Origin of the sequence: Bradyrhizobium sp. BEA-2-5, from assembly GCF_032918025.1 — a bacterium.
Taxonomy (GTDB): domain Bacteria; phylum Pseudomonadota; class Alphaproteobacteria; order Rhizobiales; family Xanthobacteraceae; genus Bradyrhizobium; species Bradyrhizobium pachyrhizi.
This window is the reverse complement of record NZ_CP136629.1, coordinates 7,216,285-7,231,609: the sequence shown is the minus strand read 5'-3', so window position 1 is coordinate 7,231,609 and position 15,325 is coordinate 7,216,285. Positions and strand designations below refer to the sequence as shown.

13 protein-coding genes and 3 pseudogenes are annotated in these 15,325 nt (G+C 59.8%); 11 read left to right on the top strand and 5 right to left on the bottom strand.

Annotated elements, in window-relative coordinates; translation table 11 throughout:
• The first annotated feature begins 146 nt into the window (after positions 1–146).
• Positions 147–1,169, top strand: a complete 1,023-nt coding sequence (locus RX327_RS33695) for an IS1 family transposase (RefSeq protein ID WP_317248469.1) — start codon at positions 147–149, stop codon at positions 1,167–1,169.
• Here RX327_RS33695 and RX327_RS33690 read toward each other — a convergent pair whose 3' ends face one another.
• Entirely contained in the window at positions 1,170–1,808 is a 639-nt protein-coding gene (locus tag RX327_RS33690; RefSeq protein ID WP_317248468.1) for a hypothetical protein, read from the bottom strand. It lies immediately after the preceding gene.
• Between the two features lie 183 nt (positions 1,809–1,991).
• Here RX327_RS33690 and RX327_RS33685 point away from each other — a divergent pair.
• From RX327_RS33685 to RX327_RS33675, 3 genes and pseudogenes are all read left to right on the top strand, one after another.
• Positions 1,992–2,909: pseudogene (locus RX327_RS33685) on the top strand (Ku protein); the annotation flags it as partial.
• A gap of 223 nt (positions 2,910–3,132) precedes the next feature.
• Positions 3,133–3,636, top strand: coding sequence for an NUDIX domain-containing protein (locus tag RX327_RS33680; RefSeq protein WP_317248467.1), 504 nt, complete (start codon positions 3,133–3,135; stop codon positions 3,634–3,636).
• Positions 3,633–4,096: pseudogene (locus RX327_RS33675) on the top strand (metallophosphoesterase family protein). The gene RX327_RS33680 and the pseudogene RX327_RS33675 overlap by 4 nt, the downstream one beginning before the upstream one ends.
• A 71-nt stretch (positions 4,097–4,167) precedes the next feature.
• Here RX327_RS33675 and ligD read toward each other — a convergent pair.
• Complete coding sequence (gene ligD / locus RX327_RS33670; RefSeq protein WP_317248466.1) at positions 4,168–5,115, bottom strand: non-homologous end-joining DNA ligase; 948 nt, start codon at positions 5,113–5,115, stop codon at positions 4,168–4,170.
• Between the two features lie 149 nt (positions 5,116–5,264).
• Between ligD and RX327_RS33665 the strand changes: the two genes are divergently transcribed.
• Entirely contained in the window at positions 5,265–5,879 is a 615-nt protein-coding gene (locus RX327_RS33665; RefSeq protein WP_317248465.1) for a cell envelope biogenesis protein TolA, read from the top strand.
• 225 nt (positions 5,880–6,104) lie between these two features.
• On the opposite strand, the gene RX327_RS33660 is transcribed toward RX327_RS33665, so the two are convergent.
• Both RX327_RS33660 and RX327_RS33655 read right to left on the bottom strand, forming a co-directional pair.
• Positions 6,105–7,523 carry an FAD-binding oxidoreductase gene (locus tag RX327_RS33660; RefSeq protein WP_317248464.1) on the bottom strand — a complete coding sequence of 473 codons (1,419 nt, stop codon included), beginning with the start codon at positions 7,521–7,523 and terminating at the stop codon, positions 6,105–6,107.
• Between the two features lie 447 nt (positions 7,524–7,970).
• A pseudogene (locus RX327_RS33655) lies at positions 7,971–8,603 on the bottom strand (DNA ligase); the annotation flags it as partial.
• A gap of 643 nt (positions 8,604–9,246) precedes the next feature.
• Between RX327_RS33655 and RX327_RS33650 the strand changes: the two are divergent.
• Entirely contained in the window at positions 9,247–9,525 is a 279-nt protein-coding gene (locus RX327_RS33650; protein ID WP_317248463.1) for a hypothetical protein, read from the top strand.
• On the opposite strand, the gene RX327_RS33645 is transcribed toward RX327_RS33650, so the two are convergent.
• On the bottom strand, positions 9,522–9,722 hold the full coding sequence (locus RX327_RS33645; RefSeq protein WP_317248462.1) for a hypothetical protein: 201 nt from the start codon (positions 9,720–9,722) through the stop codon (positions 9,522–9,524). The genes RX327_RS33650 and RX327_RS33645 overlap by 4 nt on opposite strands.
• A gap of 155 nt (positions 9,723–9,877) precedes the next feature.
• Here RX327_RS33645 and RX327_RS33640 point away from each other — a divergent pair, with 155 nt between their 5' ends.
• From RX327_RS33640 to RX327_RS33620, 5 genes are all read left to right on the top strand, one after another.
• Positions 9,878–10,066, top strand: coding sequence for a hypothetical protein (locus RX327_RS33640; protein ID WP_317248461.1), 189 nt, complete (start codon positions 9,878–9,880; stop codon positions 10,064–10,066).
• Between the two features lie 551 nt (positions 10,067–10,617).
• Positions 10,618–11,139 (top strand): thermonuclease family protein, encoded by a 522-nt coding sequence (locus tag RX327_RS33635; RefSeq protein WP_317248460.1) that lies wholly within the window; start codon positions 10,618–10,620, stop codon positions 11,137–11,139.
• 105 nt (positions 11,140–11,244) lie between these two features.
• Positions 11,245–11,436, top strand: a complete 192-nt coding sequence (locus RX327_RS33630) for a hypothetical protein (RefSeq protein ID WP_317248459.1) — start codon at positions 11,245–11,247, stop codon at positions 11,434–11,436.
• Between the two features lie 534 nt (positions 11,437–11,970).
• Positions 11,971–12,927 carry an ArdC family protein gene (locus RX327_RS33625; protein WP_317248458.1) on the top strand — a complete coding sequence of 319 codons (957 nt, stop codon included), beginning with the start codon at positions 11,971–11,973 and terminating at the stop codon, positions 12,925–12,927.
• 108 nt (positions 12,928–13,035) lie between these two features.
• A complete protein-coding gene (locus RX327_RS33620; protein ID WP_317248457.1) occupies positions 13,036–15,153 on the top strand; it encodes a ParB/RepB/Spo0J family partition protein in 2,118 nt (705 codons plus the stop codon).
• The last annotated feature ends 172 nt before the right edge of the window (positions 15,154–15,325 follow it).

Genomic DNA, 15,325 nt, shown 5'->3' with positions numbered 1-15,325 from the left:
GCCCATAGCTTATCTAGTTTCTTGCGATCCATAGTACTATATCCGATATCACAGTTGAATCAGAAAAACATCCCGTAGTACTAATTTTTCGTATTAAAGCTCCCAAAATGCTTGACGATAAGCATAAAGGGTCAGATACTCCAGCCATGAACAAGCTGGATCGAAAGGCCCGCTCCCAAATCCTCCATCTCCTTTGCGAGGGGCAGTCGATCCGTGCCGTCACACGTTTAACCGGATGTAGCAAGAATACGGTAGCCAAACTTTTGGTTGATGCAGGCCATGCTTGCGCCGCCTATCAGGACAAGGCGCTGCGCAACCTGCCGTGCAAGCGCGTCCAGATGGATGAAATCTGGTCATTCGTTTACGCCAAGGCAGCGAACGTGGAGAAGGCGAAGGCCGCTCCAGAAGCCGCTGGCGACGTTTGGACGTGGACGGCCATCGACGCAGATACCAAGCTGATCGTTAGCTGGTTGCTCGGCGCTCGCGATCTGGACGCCGCTCTTTCATTCGTGAGCGATCTGCGGAGCAGGATTGCTGGCCACGTCCAGCTCACCAGCGATGGACATAGGCCATATCTGACCGCCGTGGACGCCATCTTCGTTGATGTTGATTACGCCATGCTGGTCAAGATTTACGGCTCTGACCCGCAGGCGGAAGTTCGCTACAGCCCGGCCAAGTGCCTCGGTGCGCAGAAGCAGCCCAAGATCGGCGATCCCGATCCCAAGCACATCAGCACGTCCTACGTTGAGCGCAGCAATCTCACCATGCGCATGCACATGCGCCGGTTTACCCGGCTCACCAATGCATTTTCAAAGAAGGTCGAGAACCACGCCGCAGCGATTGCGCTGCATACGATGTACTACAATTTCGTGCGCATCCATCAGACGCTCAAGGTTACGCCTGCGATGGCCGCTGGCGTGACTGACAAGCTTTGGGAGATGCAAGACCTAGTTGTGATGCTGGAGCAATGGGAGCTGGCGAACTTCAAGCCTGAGTATCAGTTCGTGGTGCGGCAGTACGCTATCGGCAAGGGACACTCGGTGAGCGTTCTGTGGCGCGGCGGTGAGGTGGATAGCATCTTTGGTTTTGCTAGCGAACATGAGGCGCTGGAGTGGATCAGGGAGAAGTCACAGGCTTGGCTCAAAGACCAGAGGAAGCGGGGCGAGTAATCATTTCGTCCGCATCGTGTCTTTCATCCATTTCATTCTCAAAAGCGGCCCCCTCTGCGCGTCAATAAAGGCAACGCCAGAAAGCAGAACTTTCATTTCCAGTTCATGCTTCAAGTTTGCTTCCGATCTGCCATAGAAGACTCGGAAATGGAAATGACCTTCCATTTGGCCAAGTTTTAGCGGACCTATTTCTCCCAGCATAAAACCGAAACGCGCATTGGGCGCGACATTCATTATGTCGGTTCCGATGTGTTCGTGAGAACGGGGGGCGACCCCTTCAAGAACCAGGCTAAGAACCTCTATCTTGTAAAATATGATCTCGGTCGGATGGCTGCTAAGAAAGTCAGCCTGCAGAGACAGCACGCCCGTCAAATCGCTTTTATCGAAACTCCAGCCGGTCGACGCGACCCCTTCAAGAGAAAGCTTTTGGTAAACGGAGGCTTTTCTAACTTCCGAAAGTATCACGAGCGCCGAAGCGGCCGTCATCAGCGCTATCATCAAAATGACTGATGGCGGAAGGTGAGCTAGATATGACAGCCATCCACTCACAGCGGCAGTCCCGCTGGGAAACGCCCAATTGGCTGCCGTCCATAGATTCGAAGGGGAGGCGAAATCCTTGAGCCAAGCCTTCTTGTCCACGGTTGGTGTTTTTGCCATCTAGCGAATGTAGGCGCAGGTTCCCGATCCGGGCGAGTCCCGGCAGGCCATCTCCCGGAGTTAACCAAGAGATTTCTTTCAGGGTCAGTTTTCAAACTGACCCACTACCCATTCAAGCCGTGCCGTTCGCCTTGAATCCGGCACGAGTAATGGAGTTCCTCCGCGATGGCCCCCCGCGCTAACTGGAAAGGCTTCCTGCGTCTTTCCCTCGTCACTTGTCCGGTAGCGCTCTATCCGGCCACGTCGGAATCCGAAAAGGTCTCGTTCAACCAACTCAACCGGAAGACCGGCCACCGCATCAAGTACGCCAAGGTGGACGCCGACACTGGCGAGGAGGTCGCCAACGAAGACATCGTCAAGGGCTACAAGGTCGACACCGACACCTTCATCGAGGTGACGAAGGAGGAACTTGAGAACGTCGCGCTGGAATCGACGCGAACCATCGAGATCGATGAGTTCGTTGACCGCAGCGAGATCGACCCGCGGTATCTGATCCGTCCCTACTACTTGGTGCCGGATGGAAAAGTTGGCCATGACGCGTTCGCGGTCATCCGCGAAACCATCCGCGAACTGAACAAGGTCGCGATCGGTCGCGTGGTGCTGACCAATCGGGAGCACATCATCGCCCTTGAGCCGCTGGACAAGGGCCTGATGGGAACGCTGCTGCGCTATCCTTACGAAGTGCGTTCTGCAGACGAGTATTTCGACGACATCCAGGATGTCAAAGTCACCAAGGACATGCTTGATCTCGCCAAGCACATCGTCAACCAGAAGGCGGGCCACTTCGAGCCAGACAAGTTCGAAGACCAGTACGAAACCGCCCTTATCGATCTCATCAACCAGAAGCGCGCCGGCAAACCCATCACCGCGAAGGCGCGACCGCGTGGCGAGAACGTCGTCGACCTGATGGACGCGCTGCGCAAGAGCGTTGGAAGAGATGGGGCAGCTGCGACAGAGACACCCAAGAAGCCAGGCAAAAGGCCGCGCAAGGCGGCGGCCGGGCAAAAGGAAATGCTGATGCCGATCGCAGGCAAGAAACCGGGGAAAGAGGCCGCGGCGAAGAAGCTGGCGGCCAAACCTAGATTTTGTGGCGGTGACGCCGGACGGCTTCTGCTTCGTCGTCCGCGGGCGGCTTTGGCGGATGGCAAGTCTCAATCTCGACGAGGTTTTACGAAAGAGGGTACACCGGGGGCCCGCTGCGCTACTGGCCTGTTTCGAACGATCTTTGCTTTGCAACTAGCCAGTCATCGCGCCTCAGTGCTCCTTACCTGCTCTGCTCTAGACTGCTCTGCAAAATAGGAGCGATATGGCTGCGGTGAAAAAGACCTCCAGGAGATCGACCTTGAGCGCGGGCATTCTCGCATACCGCAAGGGCGCTCGTGGGCTCGAGGTTCTGCTCGTTCATCCCGGCGGTCCGTTCTGGCGTAAGAAGGATGATGGCGCTTGGTCCATTCCAAAGGGCGAAATCGATGCCAATGATGCTCCGGAGAACGTCGCTCGACGCGAGTTTGCCGAAGAACTCGGCCCGAGCGCTTTGATTGGTCCACTCCAGGCGCTGGGGGAAGTCCGCCAGCGAGGAGGCAAACGCGTCATCGCATTCGCCGGAGAAGGCCATTTTGACCCGGCGGCACTGGCGAGCAATACGTTCGATATCGAATGGCCACCCCGAAGCGGTCGGCGACAGAATTTTCCTGAAGTTGACCGCGCGGAATGGTTCGATATCGGGTTCGCACGAACCAAGATACTGTCCGGGCAAATGGAGCTTCTCGATCGTCTTTTAGCGATCGCGGGTGAGAGCGCCGGGAAATGATGTTCAAGATTGGAATCATTTCGGACACGCACGGCCTTTGAGGCCCGAGGCGGAACGACGCCTGACGGGCGTCGATCACATCATTCATGCCGGCGACATCGGGCGCCCCGAGATAATCGACGCGCTTCGCCGGATCGCGCCCGTTACCGCCATCCGTGGAAACGTGGACAGCGGCGAGTGGGCCCGCGATAACCCCGACACGAAACTCGTGCGCCTGGCGGGAAAGTCGATCTACGTTCTGCACGACCTGAAGACGCTACAGGTCGACGCCGGCGCCGGCATCGACGTCATCGTCTCCGGGCATTCCCATGTACCGAAGATCGCCGCGGTCGGCGGCGTTCTCTACCTGAATCCCGGCAGCGCGGGACGGCGCCGCTTCAAGCTGCCGATCACGCTTGCGACGCTCGAAGTCACGCCGGAGGGCATGCGACCGGAAATCCACGACCTTGTACGCGATTAGCGCACCACGGCGTGGGGAGTGCACATTGGCAGAGACGATTGCGCTTGCCGGAAACGGCCAAAAGGGAAGCACTATTTGCGCGGATGTTCTTGTTCGCGCACGACATCCTTCGCTCGCTTGTCGGACCTCAGTCCGAGGTAGACGGGCTGGCGCAGTTCGCCCTTGCCCGTCCACTCCGCGAATTTGACTTCGGCAACCAGCGAGGGCTTGACCCAGGTCGTGGCGGCCTCGTCCTTCACTTTGGCAGGGAAGGGTGATTTAGGGACTGTCAGCTTCACGAGCTTGGCATGGAGGTCTTCCAGGACCTTGTGGCTGAAGCCAGTGCCGACATGTCCGATGTAGCGCCATGCGTCGCCTTCCCGCACCGCCAGGACCAGGGCGCCGAAGAACGGCCTGGTGCGCCTCGGCGCCGTGAAGCCGGCGATCACCACTTCCTGTCGCTTTGCCGTCTTGATTTTCAGCCAATCCGGGGTGCGGCTTCCGGACGTATACGCGCTGTCGGCGCGCTTCGCCATGACGCCTTCCAAACCCCTCCGCTCTGCTTCGGCAAAGAATTTGGTACCATTCCCTTTGCGGTGAGCGCTGAAGGCGACCAGCTTGTCGCGCGGTAGAATCGCCTTCAACCGCTTCTTGCGCTCGAGGAGAGAGTGCTTGCGCAAGTCCACTGCGTTCTCAAACATGAGATCGAAGGCGCAATACAGGAGCTTCGCTTCATGACGCAGCGCGTTTTGGAGCAGCTGGAAATGCGAGACGCCGTCCTTTCCGATCGCGACGAGTTCGCCATCGATCACAGCGTTACCCTTCACGCCCTCCAGCGCTTTGGCGACTTCCATATAGCTGCGGTTGATGAGCTTGCCATTGCGGCTATAGAGGCCAACTTTGCCCCGCCGGATTTCTGCGATCATCCGGAAGCCGTCATACTTGTCCTCGAAAACCCAGCCGGGATCGTCGAACGGCGCGTCGGTGAGCGTGGCGAGCATCGGCTGCAGGCGCTTGGGCAGAGTCGACGTCCGGCTCATTCAAGGGCCAATCCTTCAGAGCTTGTTGCGTAATGCATGGACGTCCTTAAAGAATGAGGAACGCTTAAAACCATGGCGTGTTCCGTCAGAACCCGCGGCAAATCCCTGGTGCGCGACGTCACTTATCGACGGGAGTTCTGCTCAGAACCATGGCCAGGAAACTGAAAACCTATCAAACTTCGCTGGGCTTCTTCGATCTGGCGATCGCGGCGCCGTCGATGAAAGCAGCTCTGGAAGCGTGGGGGGCCGACAGCAATCTCTTCCATCAGGGCGCGGCGAAGGAAAGTGACGATCCAGACGTCATCGCGGCATCCATGGCAAAGCCTGGCGTCGTGCTCAGGCGTCCGGTCGGATCCGACGGATCTTTTAACGAACATGCCGAACTGCCCACCGATCTTGAGGGCGGCAGACCAACGAAAGCCGCCCGCAAGTCGAAAGGCCGTAAGGCGAAGAAGCCTTCCTCTTGCCCCGTCGACAAGGCTGCGGAACGACAGGCCGCTCTCGACTACGAACGGGAGGAAAGGCGCCGCGAGCTTGAGCGAGCAAGAGAGGAGGCGACCAGGCAGAAGGACCGTGAACGCCGGCAGCAGGCCATCGACAAGGCGCAGGCTTCGTTGGACAAGGCCGAGCAGGAGCACGCGAAGCGGGCCGCCGCCATCCAGGCCGAGGTCGAGGCTCTCGAGAAGAGATCGCAAGCCGAAAAAGCCCGCTGGGATAAGGAGAAGGAGCGATTGGAAGCAACGCTGCGGCGCGCGCGGGGTTAGTTTGTGGTTCTTGGTCGGCGGCACGAGCGATCAGCGCCATGAACTTGCAGTGGCTTATGGCGGGGCGGCTTATACTCGCCGCTTTCGGCGGTATAGCTGACGCGGCCGGACTTACCACTCCGTCGCTCATGTAGCGATTGACCCCAAGCCGACATCCGCGCAATTAAGCCCGGCTGACTCGACCACCTAAGGGGGATGGTTGCCCTCCACCGTGTCTACGTGTGCCTATCGTGGCGGGATGTTCTGTGCGCCGTGGAATAGATTTCCTGGATCGAATTTGGCCTTGATCTCGGCGAGCTGCTCGTAGAGCCGATTGCCATAGGCGTCGCGCACGCGGGCGTCACCCTCATCCTCGGTCATGAAATTGATGTAAGCGGCGCCGGTCGAAAACGGATGGATAGCCGCCCAGTATTCGCGCGCCCATTCGATATGACGGCGATCCTCCTGCGGATTTTCCCAAGCCGCCTGCACGTTCAACACGTATTGGGCCGTCCTGAAGCCTACGGCGTTGAGCCCGCGATCGAGTCGGGCGGGAGCGCCGCCCATGTGCATGAAGAGAGCGGCGGAATGCGGAGAGGTAATACGTGCGGCATGCTCGACCATCGCATCGATCAAGCGCTCGCTCATATCGGCGAAAAAATCCGACTTCCAGTAATAGCGGCGGCCGAACGGCTGGCCGGAATCGAGCATGGTCTGATGCGCAACGAACGGCTTCACGGTGATCGTATCGGCAGCCGGCTTGCCAAAGCTCTTGAGCGCACGCATCGCATCCTGTCCGGCGATGGGATCGCCGGTCCAGCACGCTGCAATCGCCGCGATTGGCGTGCCGTGCAGCGCCTCGGGCAGGAACGGCGCAGGGGGAGCGATGCGCAAGATGAGCAAGCAGCACAGTTCGTCCGGCGCCGTGGCGGCGATCCGACAAAATTGGTGCGCAACGTCGCGCGCTTGTGTCATCGGGTACACCACCATCCCGCATAGAGCCTGCGGTCCGTGTGGATGTGCCCGGAACTCGAAGGACGTGACCGCGCCAAAATTGCCGCTGCCACCCGCCAACGCCCAGAACAGATCGGCGTTCTCGGTCTTGCTGGCGTGCCGACGCTCGCCGTCCGCTGTGACGATGTCAACCGAGACAAGATTGTCGGCGGCGTAGCAGCATTTGCGCGACGTCCAACCGAAGCCGCCGCCCAGAGTGAACCCGGCAACCCCGGTATTCGACACGATGCCGCCCGGGACAACCAGCCCGAGGGGTTGCGCTTCGTGATCGACATCGCCCCAGGTGGTGCCAGCCTCGGCCCGAACTATCCGACGGTCAGGGTCGACGCGCACGCCGCGCCGCAAGCTCATGTCGATCATCAGGCCGCGGTCGCAGAGCGCCGTGCCAGCTATGTTGTGCCCGCCGCCGCGAATCGACAGCGGCAGTCCGTTCTCGCGGGCGAAGTTCACGCAGGCGACAATGTCCGACGCGCCGCTTACCCGGGCGATGAGCGCAGGCTCTTTGATGATCATGCCGTTCCAGATCGAGCGCGCTTGGCGGTATCCGGCATCGGCGGGCTGCAGGAGGGCGCCACGAAGCGCTTTACGAAGGTCCGCAACTGCCGCTTGACTCATTCTGTAGTCGGGCTGTTGGGCGGGAGCATGGGCCATGGCAACTCTCCATTTCCACGCGATTGCGGAGGGCGCACCTTGAGTTGTAGTTTCTCACGCTCCTCGTCGTCTTATCCAGTCCAAAATCTATGCTCATCGGACCGGCTGGCAGTGACGAACCCTGTTGTCGCTGCCGTTCGGCAGAACGAACGGCAAATCTCCACCTAGACGTTAGTTCGATCGGCAACAAAATGGTTCAGTCACCGAAGTCTCGTTTTGAACAATTTTCCCGCTTGGAACCTTCAGCTTTTGGCCCTTAGCTTCAGATTTTTGCGAAGAGAATTTGCTCGTCTCTTGGGCCATAGCGGACTTTAGGAACGAGCCGTGCGCTTGATAGACCACAGGTTCGCGGCCTACGCGCGGCGGCTTGGTGCAACTCGGCCGGAAGCGTCAGCGGACTTTCCAACGGCTTGTTCGCCCATTGCCAGAAGCAATCGAAGGCATCCATCACAGGTCCTCCCGCAGGCCCCGGAAGAACGGGTGCCTGACTTTTCCCTGGGCCGACTTCGCGCGATACTCGATCTCGGCCAGAAGCTTGGGTTCAACCCAGATGCCCTTGTGGTTGACACGCTTGGTATAGGGCTGGGTCTTTCGGATGAGGGGCTTAAGCCGCTTCTGCAGATCGGCCGCCGAGACCTTGTTGAAGCCGTGGTCGACTTTGCCGGCGTAGATGAGACCGTCGCCCTTGCGCCGGCCGACATAGAGACCATCCCATTTCGTGCCTTCGAGCGCGAAGCCGGCAATGGTCAGCGTCTCCCGCTGCACGCAGGTCTTCTTGACCCAGTCGTTCGTGCGTCCCCTGGGATAGGCACTGTCCCGCACCTTCGAGACGACGCCTTCGAGGCCGACCCTGCAGGCGTGCGCGAACATCTCGCGGCCATCGATCTCAAAACTTTCGCTGAATTGGATATCGGTGCCATTGAGGATCTTCTTGAGCTCGGCCTTGCGCTGAAAGAGCGGTAGCTTCCGGATATCGCGGCCGTTCAGATAGAGCAGGTCGAACGCCACCAGCACAATGCTCGTCGACTTGCCCTTGAGCTCGTTCTGCAGGACCGAGAAATCGGTCGTGCCGTCGGCGGCCATAGCAGTGGTGGTGTCATGAGAAACGGCCCCAGCACCCTTGGAGGGTAATGCTGAGGCCGTTCTCATTCCCATGCTTGCCGAACCGCCGATGCCGATAATAGGGCGGCCCTCTGGGCCTTGAAAAATTGTCCTTAATGAAACAGCCCTGCCCAGTCCCAGATCATCGGATTAAAGTCTGAGCCAGTCAATTAATGTATGTGAATCAAAGGTAAACATGTTGCCACTTTTTCCCACATGCTTAACGGGTGTCCTAGCTAGGACAGCACCGGGGTTTTGCGGGTCACAAGCTCCTTGCAACCGCCTCAGGCCGGGATCATTGTTCCAATATCACCGGCCAAAGATTGCCTGTAGGCGTCGGTGGCTGAGAGACCGATAGCGCTCCCGCCTGCATAACAGGGAGGGAAGCACATGACTGGGCTCCATCTTTCCAAGCAAATTGATCTTCGTGATAAGATCGCCTGCGTGGAAGCGGAACGCTTGCGCAAAGAGGCCCGTGGCACCCCACCAGGAATTGAGCGCGACCGGCTTATTCGCCGCGCACGGCAGGCTGAGGCAGCCTGCCGGATGACGCAGTGGATGGCCTCACGGGAACTAGGGCCGCCAAGGTAACGGGTGTTCTAATCGGGCCTCGGTTTGAAATTTGAAAAGAATCGAGGCGTATACTTGTGGCATGCCTCACTTAGACGCCTGCTTAGGAATTCTTCGTCGGTTAATCGCCAAGGGTGACCCGAACGGCGTTCCACTGGCTGAGCGCGCGATCGCTGAATATCTGGAAGCAACGCCGGTAGCCGCCCGTAGGAGCGGGCTTCGCCTACTTCAGGACGACGTTCTAAAACAGCGCGATGCCGTGATTGGAGATCGGCGCGACTTCGCCGAAATCGTCAATGCCTACATCGAAAAGATGCTGGCGCCGCCCTAGCGCACGTCTGGCGGGTTTTGCGTCACCAGCAACCCGGCCGCTGATGCAATTGACGCGAGAAGTGAACCGACCTGTATACCGAACAGCATATCTTCATCTTGACCGAAGCGGACACCAAACCCCGTATCAGCCAAAAGCGTCGTGATCGCGAAGATGATGAGACTGCCAATCAGCACCCGGAAGCACATTTCCTTCACGTTTGTGCCCGCGCTGGACTAATATCCGACTCATTGGGAACTGAGGGGAAGCAGCATGCGCCCGCAATCCGTTCTCGCAATAGCCGTCTTGGTTGCCATCATCGGACTTGGGGCGCGCTTGTCGTCTACGAGTACGTGCCTCATTAGGACCGGCCATGGCCAAGATGATTAAGTCGCTCCGCAAGCAGGCTGACAAGGCAGACCGCGCAGCACTCTCCGTTCTCGACCGCGACTTAGCGGAGGGATTGCAGGCGCTGGCACGGGCCTACCGGGCGCAAGCTGATGTGATCAAATCCAAAAAGAAGAAGACACGGAAGGGCCAAGCAACGCGACCTTCCACCTAATGTACCCACGCGAACGGGCGTTTTGGAATCGCTACTGTCCAGAATGGCTCAATGATGCCGCACGTTCTTGGAGGCGGGAACCGTATGGCATGCCGTCCACGTTGACCGAATGCGAAGCCGCTTCGCAATGTAGTGAAGAAGTTGCAGTCTCAATTTGGTCCCCTCCAAAAAAGACCCTCTGCACCAGCGATAGCCCAACCGACAGCTCAGACGACGCGAACGCACATCCCTGAGCGGCTCCCGGCAAGATCGCGAATAAAAGGCTAATCGGTTCCCAAAATCTCGCTCGGGAAGGTAGCTCCTTCAAGTGGCGCGTCGGGTCGTGGGCGAGATGCGCGGGCTTTGGGCCAATACTCGCGCGATTTGACAATAGGGTTTATGAGTCCACGTGGCAGATGGATGCGATTCTGTTCTGGGCGCGCTTCCAGGGACGCTGGCTGCACGGCACGGAGTTTCACTATCCCGACCGGCCCGAGACCCGCCCCTAAAGCCGCTCGAGAACTGGCCGAAATCCGAACCGCGAGACTTGCGGTAGCCGCGAGGTCATTAGCATGCGTCGAATCCTCCTGGCACTGATGCTCGCCCCTCTGTCGAGCATGGCATTGGCCGATCAGTTTGTGGGGCAGGCCAGCGTTATTGACGGCGACACCCTGGAAATCCATGGAATGCGCATCCGGCTTTGGGGCGTCGATGCACCGGAGAGCAGCCAGCTGTGCCGCGGCGACGACAGTTTACAATATCGTTGTGGTGCGCAGGCTGCGAACGAGCTCGACGCCTTCATAGCTCGCCGGACTGTCAATTGTGTTCCAGTCAGCCTCGATCAATATGGCCGCACGGTCGCGACCTGCTCGGTCGGTGGCGCTGACCTCGGTGAATGGCTTGTGCTTCACGGACTTGCGCTGGATTGGCCCCAATACTCGAAAGGCAGATATGGCGTGGCTCAGCACAATGCCGAACGCGCTGGTCGAGGGATCTGGAAGGGCAGTTATGTCGAACCGTGGCTCTACCGCTCCTGTGTCCGTGCGAACGGCAAGCCGGCCACCTGCTCGGATGATGCAAGCTCCCATCCGTGATCAGTTGAGGACGGCGAGTCGAAGCTTTCAGGTTACACTGGCCTGGTTTGGGCGACTCACGCTAACCAATCGTCATCGATTGCCTCACTGCATGATAGGGACGACATGATTGCAGCCACCCGTGAATTGCCATCTTCTGGTTACGCACTCGAAGTGGATGGCCGATTGAAGACCGAATTTGCCACCCGGGACGGCGCCAGGGCAGGCGGAGTAGAGTTGAAGAAGCGCTTCCCAAGGCTTCAGATCAAGATCTATGACGCAGAAACAAAAGTGCGGGAGGAGATTCAGCTTCGCTGACTTTCTGTCTTCGCTGATTTTTTGATTGGGCGCGCGCGGCTAGCGCCGGACCGGGCTCGCGTGAACCGAGCCGCGTAGCGGCTCGGCCTTCCGGCTTTGATCCCTCGCGCAGAGACTGCGGAGCTCCTCGCCGGGGGCACTCGGGAAAGGGTCCCGCCTTCGGCGATCGCTATCACTGCCCCTGTTCCGGGTGCCGCTGTTAACCGGTCTCGTCGCTGCACTCGGACCCGCGTGCCCCTTCGGGTCGCTATGCTCACGCTCTCCGGGTGCCATTTCAGTGGGGCGATGCGCCATTGGCGCACGCCTGATCAGGGCCTGCGGCCCTAAGCAGTCAGGGCCACATCCCATGAAGAAATGGGACGTAAGGTGGGTTGCTCCGCAGATTGTCGCGTTCTCCCACTTGCGAGCGACCGGTGGGGCGTCACGCGTCTTCGTTTCCGCGCAAGAGGCTGAGAGTAAGAGAGCTGAATGGGTTTGCCGTGATGGGTCACAGACTGCGAGAGAGGCTCGCGGCGCCCGTCGCGGAGACCCGCGATGTCCAGACACTATCCTCGGTCGCGTGCCGGCGAGGACCGGGCAAGCCTTTATGACGACATCACCAACAAGATCATCGGCGAACTTGAGGCAGGCCGACTGCCGTGGGTGCAGCCTTGGGGCACCGCGGCGGCGAAGGCGTGTTTGGCCATGCCGAAAAGCGCCGCGACCGGCCGCCACTACAGCGGCATCAACGTTCTGATTCTCTGGGGCGCAGCCACCGAGCGAGCATTCACAGGTCAGAGCTGGCTTACCTTCCGCCAGGCGCTGTCGCTCGGTGGTCACGTCCGCAAGGGCGAGCGCGGGACGACTGTCGTTTATGCTGACCGCTTTGTACCGGTCGACGAAAAGCGGCGCGCGAGCGAAATGGGCGATGAAGCGCAGGCCATTCCGTTCCTCAAGCGCTTCACTGTCTTTAATACTGATCAATGCGACGACCTGCCTTCGGAGATCGCGACGACCGCGCCGCCTCCGCCGCCAGGCCTGATCGAGCCGCGGGTCGAAAAGCTCATCAAGGCGACCAACATCAACTTCCGCATCGGCGGCAATCGCGCATTCTATGCGCCGGTAGAAGACTATGTACAGGTGCCGCCACCGCAAGCCTATTTCGAGCCGATCAACTGGCATCGAACCGCCTTGCATGAGTTGGCGCATGCCAGCGGCCATCCGTCACGTCTCAACCGCGACTTGTCAGGCGGCTACGGTTCCAAGAAGTATGCTTTTGAAGAGTTGATCGCGGAGATATCGGCTGCGTTTAGTTGCGCGTCGCTCGGTATCGTACCGACGGTGCGACATGCCGATTATATCGGCTCCTGGCTCGAGGTGCTGCGCGAGGACAATCGCGCGATCGTGCGAGCTGCCTCACAAGCCAGCAAGGTTGCGGATTATCTCCTTGGCTTTCTGCCGGAGTCCGTTGTTGACGTGACGACCGAGAGCGCGGAGCCGGAGGCAGCGTGAAGATCTCGCCAGTCGCTTCGGAAACGAGAGTGAGAGGGGAGTTGCGGTTTTCGCGACGGGTTGGAGGTCGAGAGAGAGGCTCCCGGCCGCCCGTCGTGGAGAATCGATATGACGAAGGCTATCCAAAAGATCACCCTGTCGCCATCGCGGGACATTCCGTTCAACAAGCTGGTGCTCAGCCAGTCAAACGTGCGGCGCGTGAAGGCGGGCGTTTCGATCGAGCAACTCGCGGAAAGCATCGCCCGGCGGACGCTCCTGCAAAGTCTCAATGTGCGGGCGGTCGTAGACGCCGAAGGCAATGAGACCGGCATGTTTGAGGTGCCGGCGGGCGGCCGGCGGTATCGCGCACTTGAACTTCTCGTGAAGCAGAAGCGCATGGCGAAGACGCAGGCCGTTCCCTGTGTGGTGCGCGAAGGGGGCATTGCCGAAGACGATTCGCTTGCGGAGAACGACGAGCGGGTGGGCCTTCATCCGCTTGATCAGTTCCGGGCTTTCCAGACCTTGAGCGGCGCCGGCATGTCCGAGGAAGATATCGCGGCTCGGCACTTCGTGACACCTTCCGTCGTGAAGCAACGCCTCCGGCTGGCGTCCGTGTCGCCAAAGCTGCACGACGTCTATGCCGAAGACGGCATGACGCTTGAGCAGCTCATGGCGTTTTCCGTTACAGCGGATCACGGGCGGCAGGAACAGGTCTGGGAGAATGCCAGCCGCTCGGGTTACGATGAGCCCTATCAGATCCGGCGGATGCTGACCGAAAATACCGCGCGGGCGTCCGATCGCCGCGCGCTGTTCATTGGGCTCGATGTTTACCAGCAGGCAGGCGGCGGCATTTTGCGCGACCTGTTCGAGCACGATGATGGCGGCTGGCTTCAAGACGTCGCTCTGCTCGACCGTCTTGTCACGGAGAAGCTCAAAGCCGAGGCCGAAGCAATTGGTGCGGAAGGATGGAAATGGATCTCAGTCGCCATTGACTTCCCCTACGGCCACACCACACGACTGCGCGAGCTGGAAGGTCAGCCTGTCGATCTCACGTCCGAGCAGCAGGCCACCATCGACGCTCTCAACGCCGAGCAGGCGAAGCTCGAGACCGAATATCAGGATGCGGATGAGCTGCCCGAAGACGTCGACCAGCGTCTCGGCGCGATCGAGGCGGCGCTGCTGGCGCTCGAAGACCGGCCGAAAACTTACGATCCGGCCGAGATTGCCCGGGCCGGCGTGTTCGTCAGCATTGACGACGAAGGACGGCTTTCCGTCGATCGGGGCTATGTTCGGCCCGAGGACGAAGCGCCTGCGGCCGATTCCGAGGTCGAGCGGGGCACGGATGCGTCGTCAACTGAAGGGCAGGAAGCTGGTGGTCCCAAACCGCGCACAGCGATCTCGGTCGCCGGCGCAACGAGCGAACCGGAGGAAGATGATGAAGACCCGGCAAGGCCGTTGCCGGATCGGCTCATCATCGAACTGACGTCGCATCGTACGCTGGCGTTGCGGGATGCGCTGGCGGAAAATCCCGCGATCGCGTTCCAGGCGGTGCTGCATAACTTCGTGCTGACGGCCTTCTACCGGTTTGCTTCATCCGGGAGCTGCCTTGAGATCGGCCTGCGCACGCCGACCTTTCCCGCTCAAGCTCCGGGGCTGAGGGAAAGCGTCTCGGCCAAGGCTGTCGAGGTGCGGCATGAGGCTTGGAAGGCACGGTTGCCGAAGAGCGAGAATGATCTCTGGGATGCGCTGACGGCTCTCGATGGTGGTGCACAGGCATCGCTGTTCGCCCACTGCGCGTCCTTTGCAGTCAACGCCGTCTATGAGCCGGCCAACCGTTACAATCAGGGCCGTGTCTCAGCCCACGGCGTTCGCACGCGTCTCGACCACGCCAACGTGCTGGCGCGTGCGGCCGGACTCGACATGGTGCAGGCTGGATGGAGACCGACCGTCGACAACTATCTCGGCCGAGTCACCAAGCCTCGCATTCTGGAGGCGGTGCGGGAAGCCAAGGGCGAGTCTTCCGCGCAACTGATCGACCACCTGAAGAAGGCCGACATGGCCAAGGAGGCCGAGCGCCTTCTCGATAGCTCGGGCTGGTTGCCGGAGCCGCTGCGTCTCGTCGATTCCAGCCCGTCTTCGGTGGAGCCGGAAGGTGAAGCCGGCCCACTGCCAGAATTCCTCGCCGACGCGGAGGATCCGGAGAACGGTAGCGACGAGCATCCGCAACAGCTCGACGCGGTTGAGTAGGAGCGAACTGGCTCCTGCCGTCTCGCGGTTGCATGGGGACCGGTGTGCAGCACCGGTCCCCATTTTTATTGGGAGACGGTTGAGAGGGAGAGTGGGGCCGGGAAGGGTTTGAATCGCCGCGGTCTTAAGGAGAGCGCCGGGCGGTTCGACCCGTTCCTGCTCTCCGAAAGAA

Coding starts and splice junctions, on each gene's coding strand:
- RX327_RS33630 (WP_317248459.1), top strand. CDS start 11,245: ATGATTGCAGCCACCCGTGAATTGCCATCTTCTGGTTACGCACTCGAA.
- RX327_RS33640 (WP_317248461.1), top strand. CDS start 9,878: ATGGCCAAGATGATTAAGTCGCTCCGCAAGCAGGCTGACAAGGCAGAC.
- RX327_RS33665 (WP_317248465.1), top strand. CDS start 5,265: ATGGCCAGGAAACTGAAAACCTATCAAACTTCGCTGGGCTTCTTCGAT.
- RX327_RS33625 (WP_317248458.1), top strand. CDS start 11,971: ATGTCCAGACACTATCCTCGGTCGCGTGCCGGCGAGGACCGGGCAAGC.
- RX327_RS33680 (WP_317248467.1), top strand. CDS start 3,133: ATGGCTGCGGTGAAAAAGACCTCCAGGAGATCGACCTTGAGCGCGGGC.
- RX327_RS33660 (WP_317248464.1), bottom strand. CDS start 7,523: ATGGCCCATGCTCCCGCCCAACAGCCCGACTACAGAATGAGTCAAGCG.
- RX327_RS33620 (WP_317248457.1), top strand. CDS start 13,036: ATGACGAAGGCTATCCAAAAGATCACCCTGTCGCCATCGCGGGACATT.
- RX327_RS33635 (WP_317248460.1), top strand. CDS start 10,618: ATGCGTCGAATCCTCCTGGCACTGATGCTCGCCCCTCTGTCGAGCATG.
- RX327_RS33695 (WP_317248469.1), top strand. CDS start 147: ATGAACAAGCTGGATCGAAAGGCCCGCTCCCAAATCCTCCATCTCCTT.
- ligD (WP_317248466.1), bottom strand. CDS start 5,115: ATGAGCCGGACGTCGACTCTGCCCAAGCGCCTGCAGCCGATGCTCGCC.